This is a genomic window from Microlunatus sp. YIM B11417, from assembly GCF_059617205.1.
Genome location: NZ_JCAMPJ010000012.1, coordinates 32,247 through 48,572, shown reverse-complemented (window position 1 = coordinate 48,572; position 16,326 = coordinate 32,247). Strand labels below are relative to the sequence as shown.

Annotated in this window: 18 protein-coding genes; 3 read left to right on the top strand and 15 right to left on the bottom strand. The window is 70.3% G+C overall.

The genetic code is table 11. The annotated features are described in order from the left end of the window. Window positions 1-63: 63 nt before the first annotated feature. Window positions 64-1,089: a class II fructose-bisphosphate aldolase gene (fbaA, locus tag AC6CCG_RS31600; RefSeq protein WP_496658825.1), complete on the bottom strand. Its 1,026-nt coding sequence runs from the start codon at window positions 1,087-1,089 to the stop codon at window positions 64-66. Window positions 1,090-1,237: 148 nt separating this feature from the next. Between fbaA and AC6CCG_RS31595 the strand changes: the two genes are divergently transcribed. Then, window positions 1,238-1,636 (top strand): VOC family protein, encoded by a 399-nt coding sequence (locus tag AC6CCG_RS31595; RefSeq protein ID WP_496658824.1) that lies wholly within the window; start codon window positions 1,238-1,240, stop codon window positions 1,634-1,636. Here AC6CCG_RS31595 and AC6CCG_RS31590 read toward each other — a convergent pair whose 3' ends face one another. The 7 genes from AC6CCG_RS31590 to AC6CCG_RS31560 form a co-directional block, all read right to left on the bottom strand. Further along, on the bottom strand, window positions 1,637-2,170 hold the full coding sequence (locus AC6CCG_RS31590; protein ID WP_496658823.1) for a hypothetical protein: 534 nt from the start codon (window positions 2,168-2,170) through the stop codon (window positions 1,637-1,639). A gap of 34 nt (window positions 2,171-2,204) precedes the next feature. Beyond that, complete coding sequence (locus AC6CCG_RS31585) at window positions 2,205-3,365, bottom strand: sialidase family protein (RefSeq protein WP_496658822.1); 1,161 nt, start codon at window positions 3,363-3,365, stop codon at window positions 2,205-2,207. Between the two features lie 135 nt (window positions 3,366-3,500). Beyond that, window positions 3,501-4,322, bottom strand: coding sequence for a GntR family transcriptional regulator (locus AC6CCG_RS31580; RefSeq protein ID WP_496658821.1), 822 nt, complete (start codon window positions 4,320-4,322; stop codon window positions 3,501-3,503). Window positions 4,323-4,490: 168 nt separating this feature from the next. Beyond that, window positions 4,491-5,720 carry an RNA polymerase sigma factor gene (locus AC6CCG_RS31575; protein WP_496658820.1) on the bottom strand — a complete coding sequence of 410 codons (1,230 nt, stop codon included), beginning with the start codon at window positions 5,718-5,720 and terminating at the stop codon, window positions 4,491-4,493. Beyond that, entirely contained in the window at window positions 5,717-6,082 is a 366-nt protein-coding gene (locus tag AC6CCG_RS31570) for a YciI family protein (RefSeq protein WP_496658819.1), read from the bottom strand. Before AC6CCG_RS31570 ends, AC6CCG_RS31575 begins: the two co-directional genes overlap by 4 nt. An 84-nt stretch (window positions 6,083-6,166) precedes the next feature. Further along, window positions 6,167-6,793: a TrmH family RNA methyltransferase gene (locus AC6CCG_RS31565; protein WP_496658818.1), complete on the bottom strand. Its 627-nt coding sequence runs from the start codon at window positions 6,791-6,793 to the stop codon at window positions 6,167-6,169. A gap of 14 nt (window positions 6,794-6,807) precedes the next feature. After that, complete coding sequence (locus AC6CCG_RS31560; RefSeq protein WP_496658817.1) at window positions 6,808-7,980, bottom strand: hypothetical protein; 1,173 nt, start codon at window positions 7,978-7,980, stop codon at window positions 6,808-6,810. Between the two features lie 244 nt (window positions 7,981-8,224). Here AC6CCG_RS31560 and AC6CCG_RS31555 point away from each other — a divergent pair, with 244 nt between their 5' ends. Continuing rightward, a complete protein-coding gene (locus AC6CCG_RS31555) occupies window positions 8,225-9,322 on the top strand; it encodes a family 43 glycosylhydrolase (protein WP_496658816.1) in 1,098 nt (365 codons plus the stop codon). Between the two features lie 63 nt (window positions 9,323-9,385). Here AC6CCG_RS31555 and AC6CCG_RS31550 read toward each other — a convergent pair whose 3' ends face one another. From AC6CCG_RS31550 to AC6CCG_RS31525, 6 genes are all read right to left on the bottom strand, one after another. Further along, complete coding sequence (locus AC6CCG_RS31550) at window positions 9,386-9,877, bottom strand: hypothetical protein (protein WP_496658814.1); 492 nt, start codon at window positions 9,875-9,877, stop codon at window positions 9,386-9,388. Between the two features lie 125 nt (window positions 9,878-10,002). Further along, the gene (locus tag AC6CCG_RS31545; protein ID WP_496658813.1) at window positions 10,003-10,881 is read right to left on the bottom strand and encodes a DUF2510 domain-containing protein; all 879 of its coding nucleotides are present in this window, start codon (window positions 10,879-10,881) and stop codon (window positions 10,003-10,005) included. Window positions 10,882-10,933: 52 nt separating this feature from the next. Then, window positions 10,934-11,869 (bottom strand): aldo/keto reductase, encoded by a 936-nt coding sequence (locus AC6CCG_RS31540; RefSeq protein WP_496658953.1) that lies wholly within the window; start codon window positions 11,867-11,869, stop codon window positions 10,934-10,936. 40 nt (window positions 11,870-11,909) lie between these two features. Then, complete coding sequence (locus tag AC6CCG_RS31535) at window positions 11,910-12,731, bottom strand: LemA family protein (protein ID WP_496658812.1); 822 nt, start codon at window positions 12,729-12,731, stop codon at window positions 11,910-11,912. A 72-nt stretch (window positions 12,732-12,803) separates the two neighbouring features. After that, window positions 12,804-13,346, bottom strand: a complete 543-nt coding sequence (pyrE, locus tag AC6CCG_RS31530) for an orotate phosphoribosyltransferase (protein ID WP_496658811.1) — start codon at window positions 13,344-13,346, stop codon at window positions 12,804-12,806. 35 nt (window positions 13,347-13,381) lie between these two features. After that, window positions 13,382-14,155 (bottom strand): class E sortase, encoded by a 774-nt coding sequence (locus AC6CCG_RS31525; protein WP_496658810.1) that lies wholly within the window; start codon window positions 14,153-14,155, stop codon window positions 13,382-13,384. Between the two features lie 77 nt (window positions 14,156-14,232). Between AC6CCG_RS31525 and AC6CCG_RS31520 the strand changes: the two genes are divergently transcribed. After that, window positions 14,233-15,399 (top strand): pyridoxal phosphate-dependent aminotransferase, encoded by a 1,167-nt coding sequence (locus AC6CCG_RS31520; RefSeq protein ID WP_496658809.1) that lies wholly within the window; start codon window positions 14,233-14,235, stop codon window positions 15,397-15,399. Here the strand turns inward: AC6CCG_RS31520 and lgt are convergent. Then, the gene (lgt, locus tag AC6CCG_RS31515) at window positions 15,381-16,277 is read right to left on the bottom strand and encodes a prolipoprotein diacylglyceryl transferase (protein ID WP_496658808.1); all 897 of its coding nucleotides are present in this window, start codon (window positions 16,275-16,277) and stop codon (window positions 15,381-15,383) included. The genes AC6CCG_RS31520 and lgt overlap by 19 nt on opposite strands. Window positions 16,278-16,326 lie beyond the last annotated feature (49 nt).

Sequence of the window (16,326 nt, the reverse complement as noted above, 5' to 3'; positions counted from 1 at the left end):
GGGAGCACGCGGCACCAACACCGCTCCGCTCCGGGCTGCCGCTCCGCATCTCGTTCGTAGCGATCATGCGTTGAGTGATGTCCCGGTGCTGCGCAGGTGCTCGCAGGCCTCGACGACACGCTTGGCCATGCCGGCCTCGGCCAGCTTGCCCCAGGCGCGCGGATCGTACGCCTTCTTGTTGCCGACCTCGCCGTCCACCTTGAGGACGCCGTCGTAGCTGGTGAACATGTGCGCGGCAGCCGGGCGGGTGAACGCGTACTGGGTGTCGGTGTCGATGTTCATCTTCACGACGCCGTAGTCGACCGCGGCCCGGATCTCCTCCAGGGTCGAGCCGGAGCCGCCGTGGAAGACCAAGTCGAACGGGCGCTCCTTGCCGATCTTGGCGCCGACCTCGTCCTGGATCTCCTTCAGCACCTCGGGCCGCAGCTTCACCGCGCCGGGCTTGTAGACGCCGTGCACGTTGCCGAAGGTGAGGGCGGTGATGTACTGCCCCTTCTCACCGGCGCCGAGCACCTCGACGGTGCGGAGGCCGTCCTCGACCGTCGTGTAGAGCTTCTCGTTGATCTCGTGGCTGACGCCGTCCTCCTCGCCGCCGACCACACCGACCTCGATCTCCAGGATGATCTTGGCCTTGCTGGTCCGCTCGAGCAGCTCGGCGGCGATCGAGAGGTTCTCCTCGACCGGCACCGCGGAGCCGTCCCACATGTGCGACTGGAACAGCGGGTTCTCGCCGCGCGCGACGCGCTCCTCGGAGATCGCCAGCAGCGGCCGGACGAAGCCGTCCAGCTTGTCCTTCGGGCAGTGGTCGGTGTGCACCGCCACGTTGATCGGGTAGTTCTTCGCCACCTCGTGGGCGTACGCCGCGAGGGCGACGGCACCGGTCACCATGTTCTTGATCGTCGGGCCGGAGGCGTACTCGCCGCCGCCGGTGGAGACCTGGATGATGCCGTCCGAGCCCGCCTCGGCGAATCCCTGCAACGCGGCGTTCAGGGTCTGGGATGAGCTGATGTTGATCGCCGGGTAGGCGAAGGCGTTCTGCTTCGCCTTCTGCAGCATCTCGGCGTACACCTCGGGGGATGCGATGGGCATCGGTCACCACTTTCTTGCCGTACGTGTGCTAACAACCCGCAGTCTGTCAGAGCCGCAGCGGCGGATTGTAGACCGGGTTCCCCGGTGGTTTCGGCCGACCACCCTGAACCGGAAGGGGTTCGTCCGGAACCTCTCGTACGGTGCGGTCATGACGACGAAACCCGTACTGGATCTCATCATCCTGGACTGCCCGGACGCCCTGGAACTCGGCCGGTTCTACGCCGACCTGCTCGGCTGGACGATGGAGGAGGACGCCAGCAAGGACTGGGTCACCCTGGTTCCGCCCGGCGGCGGCATCACGCCGGACAATCCGGACGGCCGGCCGTCGCTGGCGTTCCAGCGGATCGACGACTGGGTGGTCCCGACCTGGCCGGGCGGCGCGCACCCGCAACAGTTCCACCTCGACTTCAGCGTCGGCGACATCGACGCGGCCGAGCCCGGCGTGCTCGCCCTCGGCGCACGCCGGCACGAGCACCAGCCGTCGCAGAACGGCAGCTTCCGGGTGTACGTCGACCCGGCGGGTCACCCGTTCTGTCTGATCAGGTGATCAGCTGTCCAGCTCGGACAGGTCGACCCCGTGCCGGCCCGCCGAATAGGCCCGCGCGGTCTGGTCGATCGTCGCCGGCTTGACCGCCATCGCCTCCAGCGCCACCGACACCGGCTCGCCGTCGGTCCGCCGGAGCTGCAGCCGCTCGGCGCGCAGGAAACCGCCCTTGACCACGGCCAGCCCGGCCAGCTGCGGCCAACCGACGAAGGTGCCGGCCAGCTCGACCCCGGTCCGGTCGATCCGGAGCGCGAGCCCCTGGCCGACCTCGGCGCGCTCCTGCCGGGCCAGCCGGAGGCCGAGCCAGCAGACCACGATCCAGGCCAGCGCGATCAAGATCACCGCCGTGTAGATCGCGATCACCCACGGCCCGGTCAGGACGTCGCGGCGCCAGACATAGAACACGGTCATGACCACCAACGTGATGCCGAGGCTGATCAGCCGAGCCCGGAGCTGCTGCTTGCGCCGCACCACCCGGTTGTCCGCGGCCGTCGGGTCGTACGGGACGGCCAGCGCCTCGACACTGCGATCGGTCATGCCGGACAGTGTCGCAAACCGCCCGTCGCGGGCGTCAGCGGACCTTCGCCGTGCCGAAGAAGGCTCGGCACTGGGTGTCGACGAAGTCGGTGGCGATCTCCAGGATCTCGCCGCGGCCGACCGGGAGCAGGGTCGAGGAGTAGTTCGGGCAGGGATGGGTGTACGGGTTCGGCACCGCGACCGGGGCGGTCACCTCGCGCCAGGGCTTGGCCGGGTTGCCGTCGGAGACGAACAGGGTGCTGCCGTTACCCGCGGCCGGGGTGCCGTCCGGGTTCTTCAGCTGCTGCCCGACCACGATCAGCCGGCCGTCCCGGGTGCCGTCCGGGGCCCAGGTGAAGGTCGGCGCGGCGACGAAGTAGTTGCCGCTCTCCGCGACCACCCGACGGTGCCCGTCCAGCGGATCGCCCCAGTGGATGCCGTCCCGGGAGGACCGGGTGTAGACGGCGCAGTCGTACTGGCTGCCGGGGACGCCGCAGATCTCGTACACCATCAGGTACGAGCCGTTCGGCAGCCGGCGCACGTTGGGCATGCCGGGCCGGCCGGCGCCGGGCTCGCTGTCGACGACGTAACGCTTGTCGGTCCAGGTGACGCCGTCGTTCGTGGTCATCCGGGCCAGCCGCTGGTCCCGCGGCGCGGTCGCAGTCTCCTCGGCGAAGTAGACCGCCAGCTTTCCCTTCCCGTCGACCGAGAACTCCGGTTCCCAGGTGCCGCCGTCGTGCGGCGAGGTCATGATCGTGCCGAGCCGGCGCCAGGTGTCGCCGGCGTCGTCGCTGCGCCACACATCGAGGCCGGTCCGCATCGGCCGCGCCTCCTGCCCCATCGTCCCGGCCCAGAGCACGGTGCCGGCCGGCATCCCGGCGGCGGGCTGCGGCAGTTCGTAGATCGAGCCGCAGCACAGGCCGGGCTTGCCGAAGCCCTGCGCGGCCGGGATCAGCGTGACGTGCTGGAAGCTCTCGCCGTCGTCCGAGCTGCGAAAGATCGCCACCTCGCCGCCGCGCTCGGTGAAGGTGGTCGCGCTGGCCAGGATCTGGCCCTTCGCGTCGCCGTGCTGCAGCCGGATGGCGCGCGGATACATGCTGGTCGAGTCGTACAGCGGTTCACCGGTGGTCGGTACGGCAGCGGCGGGAACGACCGGCGCCAGGCCGATCCCCAGCACCACCGACAGCAGAATGATCAAGGTCAAGCGGGGTGTCATCGTCGGCATCCTCTCCTGGCACGTCATCGGGCGCGAGAAGGTTACAACGTTAAGACCCCGCGTGGGCAGAGGTTGTCCAGCGACAAGAGGGCGAACGGGACCTGCCCTTCGACAGGCTCAGGGGACGTAGGCGGGTCAGTTCTCCCGGGCGCCGCGCGGCGTGATCGCCATGTGGATCCGGTACCGGTCGGCCCGGTACCAGGAGGTGGAGAGTTCGATCACCCGGTCGCCGGCGTGGGTCACCCGCTCCTGCACCAGCAACGGTGCGCGCCGCGCGATGCCGAGGATCCGGGCCTGGTGCGCGTCGGCGGACTCGGCGCGGACGGTCTGCTCGCCGCTGGTGACGACGACGCCGTACTCACTGGCGAAGATGTCGTAGAGGGTGCCGAGCTCGCGCTGCAGCAGGCCCGGGAACAGGGCGGCCGGGTAGTAGCCGACCTCGTACGCCATCGGGGTGCCGTCGGCCGTCCGCAGGCGTTCCACCCGGATCACCGGCTGACCGGGCCGGATCCGCAGTGCGTACGCGACGTCGTCGCCGGCCGGTTCGTCGGCGGCCGAGAGCACGACGGTCGCCGGGATCAGGCCGCGGTCGCGCATCTCGCGGGAGAACGAGGTCAGGTGCAGCCGCGAGTCCACCTGCGGCCCGGTGACGTACGTGCCCTTGCCGTGCACCCGCTCCAGCACCCCGGCCTCGACCAGATCCGCGATCGCCTGCCGTACGGTGACCCGGCTGACCCCGAGCCGGACCACCAGGGCCCGCTCGGACGGGATCGCGTCGCCCGGATGCAACTCGGCGTCGATCAGCCGCTCCAGGATGTCGCGGACCTGGGCCCGCTTCGTGGTCGCGGCACCGATCGGCCGGTCGATCCGGTAACGGCCGACATCCATGGCCGCGGTCAACGCCGCAGCGTCGAGCTGAGGGATGGAACCGGGTGGCGTCTGGCTCATCACGTCCATGCTCGGGTCGTTCGCACTCGGGCTCCTCTGGTAGACCAGTCAATACCAGTAATTTACGGACATGTTTCGGCCACGACAAGCAGGACCTGCTCAGGGCCGTCCAAGGTTCACGTCAGCGTCACTCCGCCGCCCCGCTCAGGTGACGGTCCGGACCCCGATCCGACCGGCTCAGCCGGGTTCGGCCAGGCGGGCGCGGAGGAGTTCCTGCTCGACCGGATTGGCGGCCAGTTCCAGGGCCCGCCGGTCGGCGGCCCGGCCGTCGTCATGGCGGCCGACCCGGTGCAGCAGCCGGGCCCGGACGGCGTGCAGCAGGTAGTAGCCGGCCAGCCGATCGGTCAGCGGCTCCACCTCGGCCAGGGCCGCCGCCGGGCCGGACAGCTCGGCGACCGCGACCGCGCGGTTGAGCCTGATCACGGGCGACGGGTCGTGGCGCAGCAGGAGGTCGTAGAGGGTGACGATCTGCAGCCAGTCGGTGTCCGACCAGGACGGCGCCACGCTGTGGCAGGCCGCGATCGCCGCCTGCAGTTGGAACCGGCCGGGTGCCCGGGCGTGTGCGGCCAGGTCGAGGAAGCGGTCGGCCCGGTCGATCATGGCCCGGTCCCAGCGTTGGCGGTCCTGGTCGGCCAGCAGCACCAGCCGGCCGTCCTGGTCGAGCCGGGCGCCGGCCCGCGCCTGCTGCAGGGTGAGCAGGGCCAGCAGGCCCCATGCCTCCGGCTGGTCGGGCAGCTGGCGGGCGACCAGCTCGGCCAGCCAGAGCATGTCGTCGGCGAGGTGTTGATCACCGACATCGAGATAGCCGGTGTTGTACGCGACCGTGATCACCGACAGCACGTCGTCCAGCCGGCCCGGAAGTTGATCTTCGTCGGGCAGGGCGAAGGAGATCCCGGCCGCGGTGATCTTGCGCTTGGCCCGGACCAGCCGCTGCGCCATGGTCGCGGTCGGGGTGAGGAACGCGCGGGCGATCTGCTCGGTGGTCAGCCCGACCACGGCGCGCAGCGTCAGCGGCAGCCGGGTCTCGGCCGCCAGCGCCGGATGGCAGCAGGCGAAGAGCATCGGCAGCCGTTCGTCCAGCTGCCGCCCGGCGGCGGCCGGCGTCGACTCCCGTACCGCCGGCGCCTCGGCACCAAGATCATCGAGCCGCCGGAGCTCCCGGGACTGGCGGCGGAGCAGGTCGATCGCGCGGCGGCGGGCCGTGGTGGACAGCCAGCCGCCCGGGTTCGGCGGCGGACCGTCCCGTCGCCAGACCCGGAGCGCATCGGTGATCGCCAGCTGCACCGCCTCCTCGGCGACATCGAAGTCACCGAGTCGGCGATGCAACTGCGCGACGATCAGCCCTGCTTCGGCCCGGACGATCCGTGCCAACTCGGCGTCGGCATGGTCGACCGGAGGTGCGGTCACATCGACGAGTGGTCGACGATCGGCCGGATCTCGACGGCCACCCCGGGCAGCGACAGCGACGGCCAGCTCTTGGCCAGGGCGATCGCCGCGTCGAGGTCCGGCACGTCGATGATGCTGAACCCGCCGATCGACTCCTTGCCCTCGATGAACGGCCCGTCGACCACTACCGGGTCGCCGCCGCCGTCGCCGGACTTCACCGTGGTCGCGGTCTCCTGGCCCTGCAGTTCGGCGCCCTGGTTGGTGATCGCGGCACCGTTCTTCTCGAACCAGCCGAAGATGGCCCCGTAGACCTCCTGCTGCCGCTCTGCGGGTACGGCCGCGTCGAGGTCGGGCCGGCTGGTGAACATCAAGACGTACTTCATCGGATTGTCCTTCCGTCAATCGATTCTGACACCGGATCCACGACGGCCGCCGACGGAAATCGACAGTTCACCGGAAGAACTTTTCTAGGAGGCCCAGCGCTGTGCCCAGTGGTACATCGCGATCGCCGCCGCCGCGCCCGCGTTGATCGACCGGGTGGAGCCGTACTGGGTGATCGCGACCAGGTCCCGGCAGGCGGCGACCAGTTCGTCGGTCAGTCCCGGGCCCTCCGAGCCGAAGACCAGGCAGCAGCGCTGCGGCAGCTCGGTGCGTTCCAGCGGCAGGCTGCCGGGCAGGTTGTCGACGCCGATCATGATCGTGTCCAGCCCGGCCATCCGGTCCGCGAGGTCGGCGACGGACGGATGGTGCTCCACCTGCAGGTAGCGATCGGTGACCATCGCCCCGCGCCGGTTCCAGCGTCGCCGGCCGACGATGTGCACCCCGGCCACGTTGAACGCGTTCGCCGTCCGCACGATCGAGCCGATGTTGAAGTCGTGCTCCCAGTTCTGGATCGCCACCCGGAGCGGATGCCGTTGTCGATCAAGGTCCGCGACGATCGCGTCCAGCCGCCAGTACCGGTAGCGGTCGATCACGTTGCGCCGGTCGCCGGCTGCCAGCAGCTCCGGATCCAGCCGGGGGTCGTCCGGCCACGGCTCGGGGTACGGGCCGACGCCGGGTTGCTCGAAGGGCTCGCTGCCGTCGGGGTCGGTCACCGGAGCATTCTGTCTCAGCGGACGGATCCGGCCGACCACCCGCGTCCGGCCGGGACCAGCAGCGCGCCCGAGTCGAACGTCACCGGCCCGGCGTCGATCAGCGACCCGAAACCGGTCGAGCCGGCCCCGCCGCCGATCGCCGAACCGGTGACCGAGGAGGCCATCACGTCCGCGTCGGCGCCGACGATCACGGCACCGCCGGCGGCCAGGTCCCCGCCACCGATCCCGGCGCCGCGCTGGCCGATGGCACGGACCGCACCACCGTCGATGGTGATCGTCCCGGCCGTACCGCCGGCGCCACTGCCACCGCCGATCCCGGCCGCGAAGTCGGCACCGTCCGCGGTGACGGCACCGCCGGTGATCATGGTCGTGCCGCCGGCCGCGTCGGCGCCGCCGCCGATCCCCGCTCCGGTCCGGCCACCCTTCGCCGTGATGGTGCCACCGCCGATGATCACGTCGCCGCCGGCGCCGCTCCAGCCGCCGCCGATCCCGGCGGACTGGGCACCTCCGGTGGCCGTGACCGTACCGTCCTTGATCGAGATCCGGCCACCCGGCGTCTCCACTCCGCCGCCGATGCCCGCGCCGGCCGGCCCGCCGGTCGCGGCCACCGTGCCGCCGTTGATCATGATCTCGCCGGCCGGTGTTCCGGCGCTGCCGCCGATCCCCGGGGCACGATTGCCGCCCCGGGCCGCGACCGTACCGCCGTTGATCGTGATCATGCCGCTGGCACCGCCCTGGCCACCGCCGAGGCCGGCGCCGAAGTCGCCGCCGACCGCGGCCACCGAGCCGCCGTTGATCATGATCGTGCCACCGCTGCGGAGATGGCCGCCGCCGATCCCGGCTCCGCCGGCTGCGCCCCGCGCGGTCAGGGTTCCACCGCCGGCCGAGTCGCGGATGATCAAGGCTGCCCGCTCCGGTACGCCGAGCCCGGCCCCGCGGTCCCGGCCGGTGATCGTCAGGGCGTGGCCGGTCAGGTCGAGGACGACCTCCTCGTCGGCCGGCACCGTGATCGCCTCGTCGGTCGTCGCCACCGTGATGTCCGCGGTCAGCCGTACCACGCCGTCGCCCTTCGCCTTGCCGAACGCCGCCGCCAGTTCGGCGGGCGTGCCGACCTCGATGGTCGCCGCGATCACCGGTGAGGCGGGCAGGATGATCCAGGCTGCGGTGAGCACGGCAGCGGCCAGCACCGGCCAGAGTTTCCGAACGGTCAGCGGCCTCCCGCGCCACCCCCGCAATCCCTGCATCCCGCACCACTCCGCTCGCCCTCGACAAACCCGGGCAAGCAAGCAGGCCCGAGATTCCCCGAGAACCGCTCTTGATCTTTCCGCATCTGAACGGTTTTGACCAGATGGACGGGTCGATCTTGTCGACGCGAACACCCGTCAGAACAATTCGATCTGTCGGCTGTCCCCGCATCAGAGGGAGTACGCAATGACCAGACTCGGACAATCCACCCTGCTCAGATCAGCCCTGGCCTTGGCGCTGATCATCATCGGATCGCTGGCCTCCGGGCCGATCGCGGCGAACGCCGCCACCCCGTCGTCGACGTTCCCACTCGCCGATCCCAACACGGTGCTGGCCAAGGACGGCACCTACGTCACCTACGGAACAAACGTCGGCACCGGAGCGGGCCCACGCTGCGGCGCCCCGACGGGCGTAAAGCTGTACGTACCCTTCCTCAATCACGGATCAGGCGACACGGTGGGCATGTCCAACTGCGCGGCCGGCGATGCACTGCCCTCAGGCCCTGGCCCCTGGGCGGATGAGCTCGACGAGAACAAGCTCAAAGAGGTCTGGGCGCCGGGAGTGGTCGAATTCAACGGCACCTACTTCATGTACTACACGGCAACGAAGAAGGGCACCAGTCAGAAGTGCATCGGGCTGGCCACGTCCGGCGGTGCCAAGTCGCCGTTCACCGATCGGGGCGAGTGGGCGTGCCCAGACGGCGGCCGGTGGGCCATCGACGCTGACCCCTTCGTCGCTGATGGCAAGCTCTACGTCGTCTACCGGGACGACGCGATCAACGAGTTCCCGGAGACCGGCATCTCCGTCGTGCAGGTCGGCTCGAACGGGTTCGCGCTCTGGGACACCCGTCGGGACCTGATGAAGAGCACGGACCTCGCCTGGGAGTCCGTGAACAAGTCCGGCGAGACGAACGTGATCGAGAACCCGTCGATCTTCGTCGGCGGGGAGGGCCATTACTACCTGACGTTCTCCGGCAACAACTGGCGCAGCGCGCGCTATTCGACCGGTATCGCCGACTGCGGCACCAGCCCGCTCCCGTCCAGCCGCTGCCGCCTGTTGCAGGACGGCGTGAACCAGCCGTACTTCGGCTACACCGGCACCGGCGGGCTCGGCCCCTACCGCGGGCTGCCGGGCAACCACGCCGGCCCCGGCGGGATGGACGTCTTCTACACCGCCGGAAACCGCCGCTGTGTCGTCTGGCACTGGTACGACACCGCCGCCGACCGCCGCCACCCGATCATCGGTGAGCTCAAGCTGAACTCCGGCGGCTTCTACGTGGAGTGAGGTTGCCGGACCATGATCAAGAGCCGGGCTGGGTCCGTCCCAGCCCGGCTCTCGCGGACAAGATCAGCAGTGGTCGATCCACTTGTGCGAACGCACATTGTCATTGATGTTCTGCCAGAAGCCGGCTCCGTTGCCGCCGGCCACCCGGTTGAACACGTGCGTCTCGTCACGCAGGTTCCACTTGGCGCCGCGCGGGATGCAGGTCCAGGCGCCCGTATGGTTCGGTCCCCAGTAGAGCGCGACGGCGTCGTACTTCGCCGGAGCGCCGTTGTTGTGGATCGACGTCACCTTGTTGCCGCAGTTGTACGCGTTCCAGTCGTTGAAGTTGCCCGACCAGTTGCAGTGCGGCCCGTTCCAGACGTCCCACCAGACGCAGAGGTTGCCCCACTTGCAGTAGGCGGAGGCGGTCACGGCCGGATCGGCTGCCGGAGCCGCGGCCACAGCACGCTCCGGTTGAGCGGCCGGCTCCGCACTCGCGGAGGTCAGCCCCGCCGTCCCGAGCCCGGCGGCCAGCAACAGGCCGGCGACGGCCAGGATCAAGGTCTTGAGTTTCATGGTGGTCCTTCCGTTGAGCCCGGGGCCCGCGCCCGAGCGTGATGCGATCAGGGTCGCGGCGGCGACTGACCCCGCGCTCACGCGACGCTGACGCGGCCGGCGCTCGGGCCGGCAGGGAACGGAGGCTAGGAGCCGACCCGGAGGTCGGCCAGGGCCTTCCGGGCCGGTGCGACCAACTCCGGAGTGGTGTTCGGGATCGACGCGTAGAACAGGCCACCCTCGCCGTCGCCCACGTCGACGACGACCACGATCAGCAGTTCGCCCTTGGTCTTGATGCCGGGCACGTCGAAGGACAGGTTGGACTCGATCAGCCAGGCGGCGTGGCCGTCGACCTTCGTCGCTTGGTTCTTCACGTCGTCCCGGTCGACCACCGCGTTGCCGTAGAAGACGCCGAGGATGCACTTGACCACGAGGTCGGCGCCCTGCTCCGGACCGTAGAACCCGTCGCCGGCCAGCAGCCGCGCGATCAGCACGCCGGCCAGCCAGGACGTCCTGCCGTCGGCGCTCACCTCGACCGGGGCGTCCTGGCTCTGCACGTCCCGGCCGAACGGCACCCGGCTGTCGTACCGCGGGGCCTCGAACGGCGGCCCGAGCCGCGGTACGGACAGCTTGCCGCTGGTCACCCGGTCGCCGGACTGCGGGACCGCCGACTCCTCCGCCGCGCTCGCGGTCTGGCACAGGTCGCCCGACGGCTGACCGCCCGGATCCCCGCCCGGGCCCGCGATCCCGGTGCCCCGGACCACCAGGACCACCACGACGACGAGCACCACGACGCCGACCGCGATCAGCCCGAGCAGCCAGCCGGCGGACGACCGCCGAGACGACCCGTTGCCCTGCGGCGAAGCTGCCGGCTGCGGCCGGCTCGACGGTGACGGGACCGGCTGTGTCGGCGGCGGCGTGGCCGGCTGTGTCGTGGTCGCAGCCGACCAGGCGCGGCCGTCCCAGTAACGGAAATGGCCGGCGCGGCCACCCGGATCGGGATACCAGCCCGGCGCGGAACTCATACCCGCAGCGTAGGCGGTGCCGAGGACCTGACCGCCGGTCGACCGAGCCGGGTCAGTCGGTGATCTTGATCAGTTCGGCCAGGTCCTCGTCGGTCGGCTGCCACAGGCCGGCGGCGACGTTGGCGGCGATCTGGTCGACCGTGGTCGCGCCGGCGATCACCGAGGCGACGGTCGGCATCGCGGCGAGGCCGCCGATGGCGACGTCGAGCAGGGTGACGCCGCGCTGGTCGGCGAAGGCCTGCAGGGCTTCGATCGTGTCGAAGTCGGCGGTCTCGAGGCGGTCGGCGCGCTGGGCCAGCCGGGTGCCCTCGGGCGCGGCCTCGCCGCGCCGGTACTTCCCGGTGAGCAGACCGGAGGCGAGCGGGAAGTACGGCAGCAGGCCCTGCCCGGTGTGGTCAAGGGCGGGCACCAGTTCGGCCTCGATGCCGCGCTCCAGCCAGGAGTAGTGGTTCTGCGCCGAGACGAACGGCTCGTAGCCGCCGGACCGGGCCGTCCAGTCGGCGTCGATCACCTGCCAGCCGGCGAAGTTTGAGCTGCCGAGGTAGCGCACCTTGCCCTCGGCGACCAGATCGGACAGCACCGCGAGGGTCTCCTCGATCGGCGTGTGCGGGTCCGGACGATGGATCTGGTAGAGGTCGATCCAGTCGGTGTTGAGCCGGCGCAGGCTGTTCTCGACGGCGATCCTGACGTAGCGCCGGGAGCCACGGACACCCCAGTCCGGCCCGTTCGCCCCGCCCATGTCCGAGCCGAACTTGGTGGCGATGATCACCTGGTCCCGCCGAGCCCCGAGAGCCTGGCCGAGCAGGGTTTCCGAGCCGCCGTGGTTCCCGTACGTGTCGGCGGTGTCGAACAGCGTGATCCCGTGATCGATCGCCGCCGCGACCACCTCGGGGACCTGGTCGTCGGGCATCCGGCCGCCGAAGTTGTTGCAGCCGAGGCCGACGGTGGAGACGGTCAGGCCGGAGCCGCCGAGCTGTCGGTACGTCATCTGGGTCACACCGGCATTCTTTCAAGGCCGGTGCGACCATTCACTGCTGGGGCGGCTGCTGCGGCGGGTACGGCTGCTGCTGTTGCGGCGGGTACGGCTGCTGCGGCGGCTGCTGGTACTGCTGCGGCTGCTGGTCGTACTGCGGCTGCTGGTACTGCTGCGGCTGGGCCTGCGGATTCGGCAGCTGGTTCGGGTCCTGGAACGGCTGGCCGGACTGCTGCTGCGGCAGCTGGCCCTGCTGCGGCTGCTGTTGTTGATCACCGCGGTACGCGATCTCGCCGAAGCTGACGTCCGGCGCCTGCCGTACCGCCGGGTCGTTGACCTCGAAGTAGGTGGCCTTCTCGAACTTGAACATGCCCGCGATGATGTTGCTCGGCACCGAGTCGACCTTGGTGTTGTAGGCCCGCACGTTGGCGTTGTAGAAGCGGCGGCCGGCGGCGATCCGGTCCTCGGTCTCGGCCAGCTGGCGCTGCAGCTCGAGGAAGTTCTGGTTGCTCTTCAGGTCCGGGTACGCCTCGACGCTGACCATCAGGTTGTGCACGGCGCCGGACAGCGCCTCCTCGACCTGGGCCCGCTGCTGGCTCGGCAGTGCACCCTCGGACTGGGACAGCTGCTGGGCCTGGCCGCGCAGCCGGGTGATGTCCTCGAGCGTGTTCCGCTCGTGCGCCGCGTAGGCCCGGACCGTCTCGACCAGGTTGGGGACGAGTTCGTACCGCCGGTTGAGTTCGACGTCGACCTGGCGCCAGGACTCCTGGATCAGGTTCCGCGCCTTGACGAAGCCGTTGTAGGACCCGATCCCGACCAGCGCCACGATGGCGACGATGACCAGGATGATGACGATCACGGCGATGGCTGTTCCCATCGGGAATCTCCCTTGCGGTTGGACCGGGCTCGCTTCACCCGAAACACTAGTGGGTGCCCGGGCCCCCGTCCGTCAGACCTGCAGGTCGGTCACCGGGATCGCGAAGCGGTACGGCAGCCCGGCCCCCTCGATCCGCTCCCGGGCGCCGGTGTCCCGGTCGACGATCACGGCCACGCCGACCACGTCGGCACCGGCCTCGCGCAGCGCGTCGACCGCGGTCATCACGGAGCCGCCGGTGGTCGAGGTGTCCTCCACCGCGAGCACGCGCCGGCCCTTCACCTCCGTACCCTCGATCCGCCGCTGCAGCCCGTGCGCCTTCTCGGCCTTGCGGACCACGAACGCGTCCAGCCGATCGCCCTGCGCGGCCGCGGAGTGCAGCATCGCCGTCGCCACCGGGTCGGCGCCGAGGGTCAGCCCGCCGACCGCCTCGAACTCCCAGTCGGCGACCAGATCGCGCAGCACCCGGCCGACCAGCGGCGCCGCCGCGCCGTCCAGGGTGACCCGGCGCAGGTCGATGTAGTAGTCGGCGGTCTTCCCGGACGACAGGGTGACCTCGCCGCGCACCACGGCGAGCCGGTTGATGGCCTCGATCAGGGCCTTGCGATCCTCGGACACGGCGGTAAGCCTAGTGCGACAGGACGTTGCGGGGATCAGCCGGACTTGCGCTCGGTGTCGACCAGGTGGCCGAAGCCGATCGAGCGGTCCGGCGAGTGGAACAGGTCCTCGCAGGTGATCAGGGTCAGTGCGGCCTTGGTCGCCTTCTGGCCCTTGGTGCCCGGCACCGGGTCGGTCACCCAGGTCTCGTTGGCCTTCACCGTCAGATCGCTCGGCGGGGTGTCGAGGGAGTACGTATAGATGGCGTCCCGGGTCTCGATGACGATCTGGTCACCCGTCTTCAACTCGAGCAGCCGGGCGAACGGCTGGCCGTGGGTGACCCGGTGGCCGGCGATGACGAAGTTGCCGATCTGGCCCGGGTCGGCCGTCTTGTCGTAGTGGCCGATGCCGCGGGACAGCGTGCCCTCGTCGGTGCCGGCCAGGATCGGCACCTCGTAGTCCTTGCCCAGCGCCGGGATCCGGAGCAGCGCGATCGCCTTGCCCGGGATCACCGACCCCTTCGACTCCTTCTTGTCGTCCTTGGCGCTCTTGTCGTCGGGCTTCTTGTCCCACTCCTCGCGGAGCTGGCTCTTCTCGTCCTTGAACGCCTGCTCGGCGGCGGCGTTGGTGCCGAAGTACTGGTACGCGACCCAGCCGAGACTGGCCAGGCCGGCGATCAGCAGCAGCAGTCCGACCGCGGTGAACGGCGACATGCCGCGCTTGCGTTGCCGCGACGACGGGCCGGCAGCCCGGCGCGGTCTCGTGTCCCCTTGTCGCCCGCGGTCGTTCGGGTCATCATCATGACCGAACTCATCCATCAAGGTGCTCACTTCGGCCATTCTGCCTCGTTGCGGGTGCTCGATGCCAGGCGCGTGTCGGCCGGTGCGCGGCGGCGTAGGCTCAGGCCGTGTCCTCAGCCTGGAAAGCCGCCCGGGTCGCGTCCTCGGCGCCGACGATCTTCGCCGAGATGTCGGCGCTCGCCGTACGCACCGGATCGATCAACCTCGGCCAGGGCTTCCCGGACACCGACGGACCCGACTTCATGCTGGCCGAGGCGCGGCAGGCGATCGCGGACGGGCTGAACCAGTATCCGCCGGGCCGCGGCATCGAGCCGCTGCGCCGGGCGGTCGCCGATCACGCCCGGCGGCACTACGGGCTCGACTACGACCCCGAGACCGAGGTGCTGATCACCACCGGCGCGACCGAGGCGCTGGCGGCGGCCATCCTGGCCTTCGTCGACCCGGGCGACGAGGTGATCGCGCTGGAGCCGTTCTACGACTCCTACGCCGCGGCGATCGAGCTGGCCGGCGGCGTCCGGGTCGGCGTCGGCGTGTTCGGCCCGGACTTCCGACTGGACACCGCGGCACTGCGAGCGGCGGTCGGGCCGCGGACCAAGGCATTGTTGATCAACTCCCCGCACAACCCGACCGGGGTCGTGCTGACCCGCGACGAGCTGGAGTTGATCACCCGGCTGGCGATCGAGCACGACCTGATCGTGATCACCGACGAGGTGTACGAGCATCTGATCTTCGACGACGCCGAGCACCTGCCGCTGGCCGGCTGGCCGGGGATGCGGGAGCGGACGGTACGGATCTCGTCGTCCGGCAAGACCTTCTCGGCGACCGGGTGGAAGATCGGCTGGGCGATGGCGCCGGCCGAGTTGATCACCGAGGTGACGGCGGTGAAGCAGTTCCTCACCTACGTGTCCGGCTCCCCGTTCCAGCCCGCCATCGCGCGCGCCCTGAACGAGGGCGACGACTGGGTGGCCGGGCTGCGCAAGGAACTGCAGGGCAAGCGGGACCGGCTGGCCGAGGGGCTGCGGGCGATCGGCCTGGACCCGGTGATCCCGCGCGGCACGTACTTCATGACCACCGATGTCCGGCCGCTCGGCTACGGCGACGGGATCGAGTTCTGCCGGGACCTGCCCGGCCGCTGCGGCGTGGTGGCGATCCCGCACCAGGTGTTCTACGACGACGTCGAGGCCGGTCGGCCGTACGTCCGGTGGGCCTTCTGCAAGGCCGATGCGGTGATCGACGAGGCCGTGGCGCGGCTGCGTCAGCGCTCCGCCGACTGACCCGCTGTCGCCCGCTCCTCGGGGTTCGGACCGGCCGGTTCGGGCGGGTCGCCCTCGACGATCTCCTCCCGGCCGGGCCGGAACCTGAACAGCAGGATCACCGCGATCACCGCCGCCATGAAGACGATCAGGGACGTGTAGTTGTTCAGCCGGAACCCACCGACCTCGTTCACCGGGTCGATCCGCAGCGCCTCGATCCAGAACCTGCCCGCGGTGTAGAGGACGACGTACAGGGCGAAGACCTTGCCGCGGCCGAGCTTCAGGCGCCGGTCCAGCAAGATCAACACCGCCGCCGCGCCGAGGCACCAGAGCAGCTCGTACAGGAACGTCGGGTGGAACGTCTCGAACTGCTCGTAGCCGGCCGGCCGGTGCTGCGGATCGATCGCCAGACCCCAGGGCAGCGTCGTCGGCGTACCGAAGAGTTCCTGGTTGAACCAGTTGCCGAGCCGCCCGATCGCCTGCGCCACCAGGATGCCGGGCGCGGCCGCGTCGGCCAGCGCGGCGAACTTGATCTTGCGCTTCCGGGCCACCAGCCAGGCCCCCAGCGCACCGAGGGCGACGCCGCCCCAGATGCCGAGGCCGCCCTGCCAGATCTTCAACGCGTCCAGCGGATCGCGGCCGGGGCCGAAGTAGAGCTGGTAGTCGGTGATCACGTGGTAGATCCGGGTGCCGACGATCCCGAACGGCACCGCCACGGCACAGACCAGCTCCATCGAGTCCGCCCGGCCGCCGCGCGCCTGCCAGCGCCGGTTCGCGATCAGGAACCCGACCAGGATGCCGGCGATGATGCAGAGCGCGTACGCCCTGAGCTCGAACCCGCCGAGATTCCACGACGACACCGGCGGGCTGGGGATGCTGAGCACGGGAATCGCGGTCACGCCGTCGAGCATCCCACCAGATCCGGATCGGCGGTGAAGTTCCGCCGGT

Bases quoted from the DNA above. Each gene is read 5' to 3' on its own strand.
- fbaA (WP_496658825.1), bottom strand. From the start codon at position 1,089: ATGCCCATCGCATCCCCCGAGGTGTACGCCGAGATGCTGCAGAAGGCG.
- AC6CCG_RS31595 (WP_496658824.1), top strand. From the start codon at position 1,238: ATGACGACGAAACCCGTACTGGATCTCATCATCCTGGACTGCCCGGAC.
- AC6CCG_RS31590 (WP_496658823.1), bottom strand. From the start codon at position 2,170: ATGACCGATCGCAGTGTCGAGGCGCTGGCCGTCCCGTACGACCCGACG.
- AC6CCG_RS31585 (WP_496658822.1), bottom strand. From the start codon at position 3,365: ATGACACCCCGCTTGACCTTGATCATTCTGCTGTCGGTGGTGCTGGGG.
- AC6CCG_RS31580 (WP_496658821.1), bottom strand. From the start codon at position 4,322: ATGGACGTGATGAGCCAGACGCCACCCGGTTCCATCCCTCAGCTCGAC.
- AC6CCG_RS31570 (WP_496658819.1), bottom strand. From the start codon at position 6,082: ATGAAGTACGTCTTGATGTTCACCAGCCGGCCCGACCTCGACGCGGCC.
- AC6CCG_RS31555 (WP_496658816.1), top strand. From the start codon at position 8,225: ATGACCAGACTCGGACAATCCACCCTGCTCAGATCAGCCCTGGCCTTG.
- AC6CCG_RS31550 (WP_496658814.1), bottom strand. From the start codon at position 9,877: ATGAAACTCAAGACCTTGATCCTGGCCGTCGCCGGCCTGTTGCTGGCC.
- AC6CCG_RS31545 (WP_496658813.1), bottom strand. From the start codon at position 10,881: ATGAGTTCCGCGCCGGGCTGGTATCCCGATCCGGGTGGCCGCGCCGGC.
- AC6CCG_RS31540 (WP_496658953.1), bottom strand. From the start codon at position 11,869: ATGACGTACCGACAGCTCGGCGGCTCCGGCCTGACCGTCTCCACCGTC.
- AC6CCG_RS31535 (WP_496658812.1), bottom strand. From the start codon at position 12,731: ATGGGAACAGCCATCGCCGTGATCGTCATCATCCTGGTCATCGTCGCC.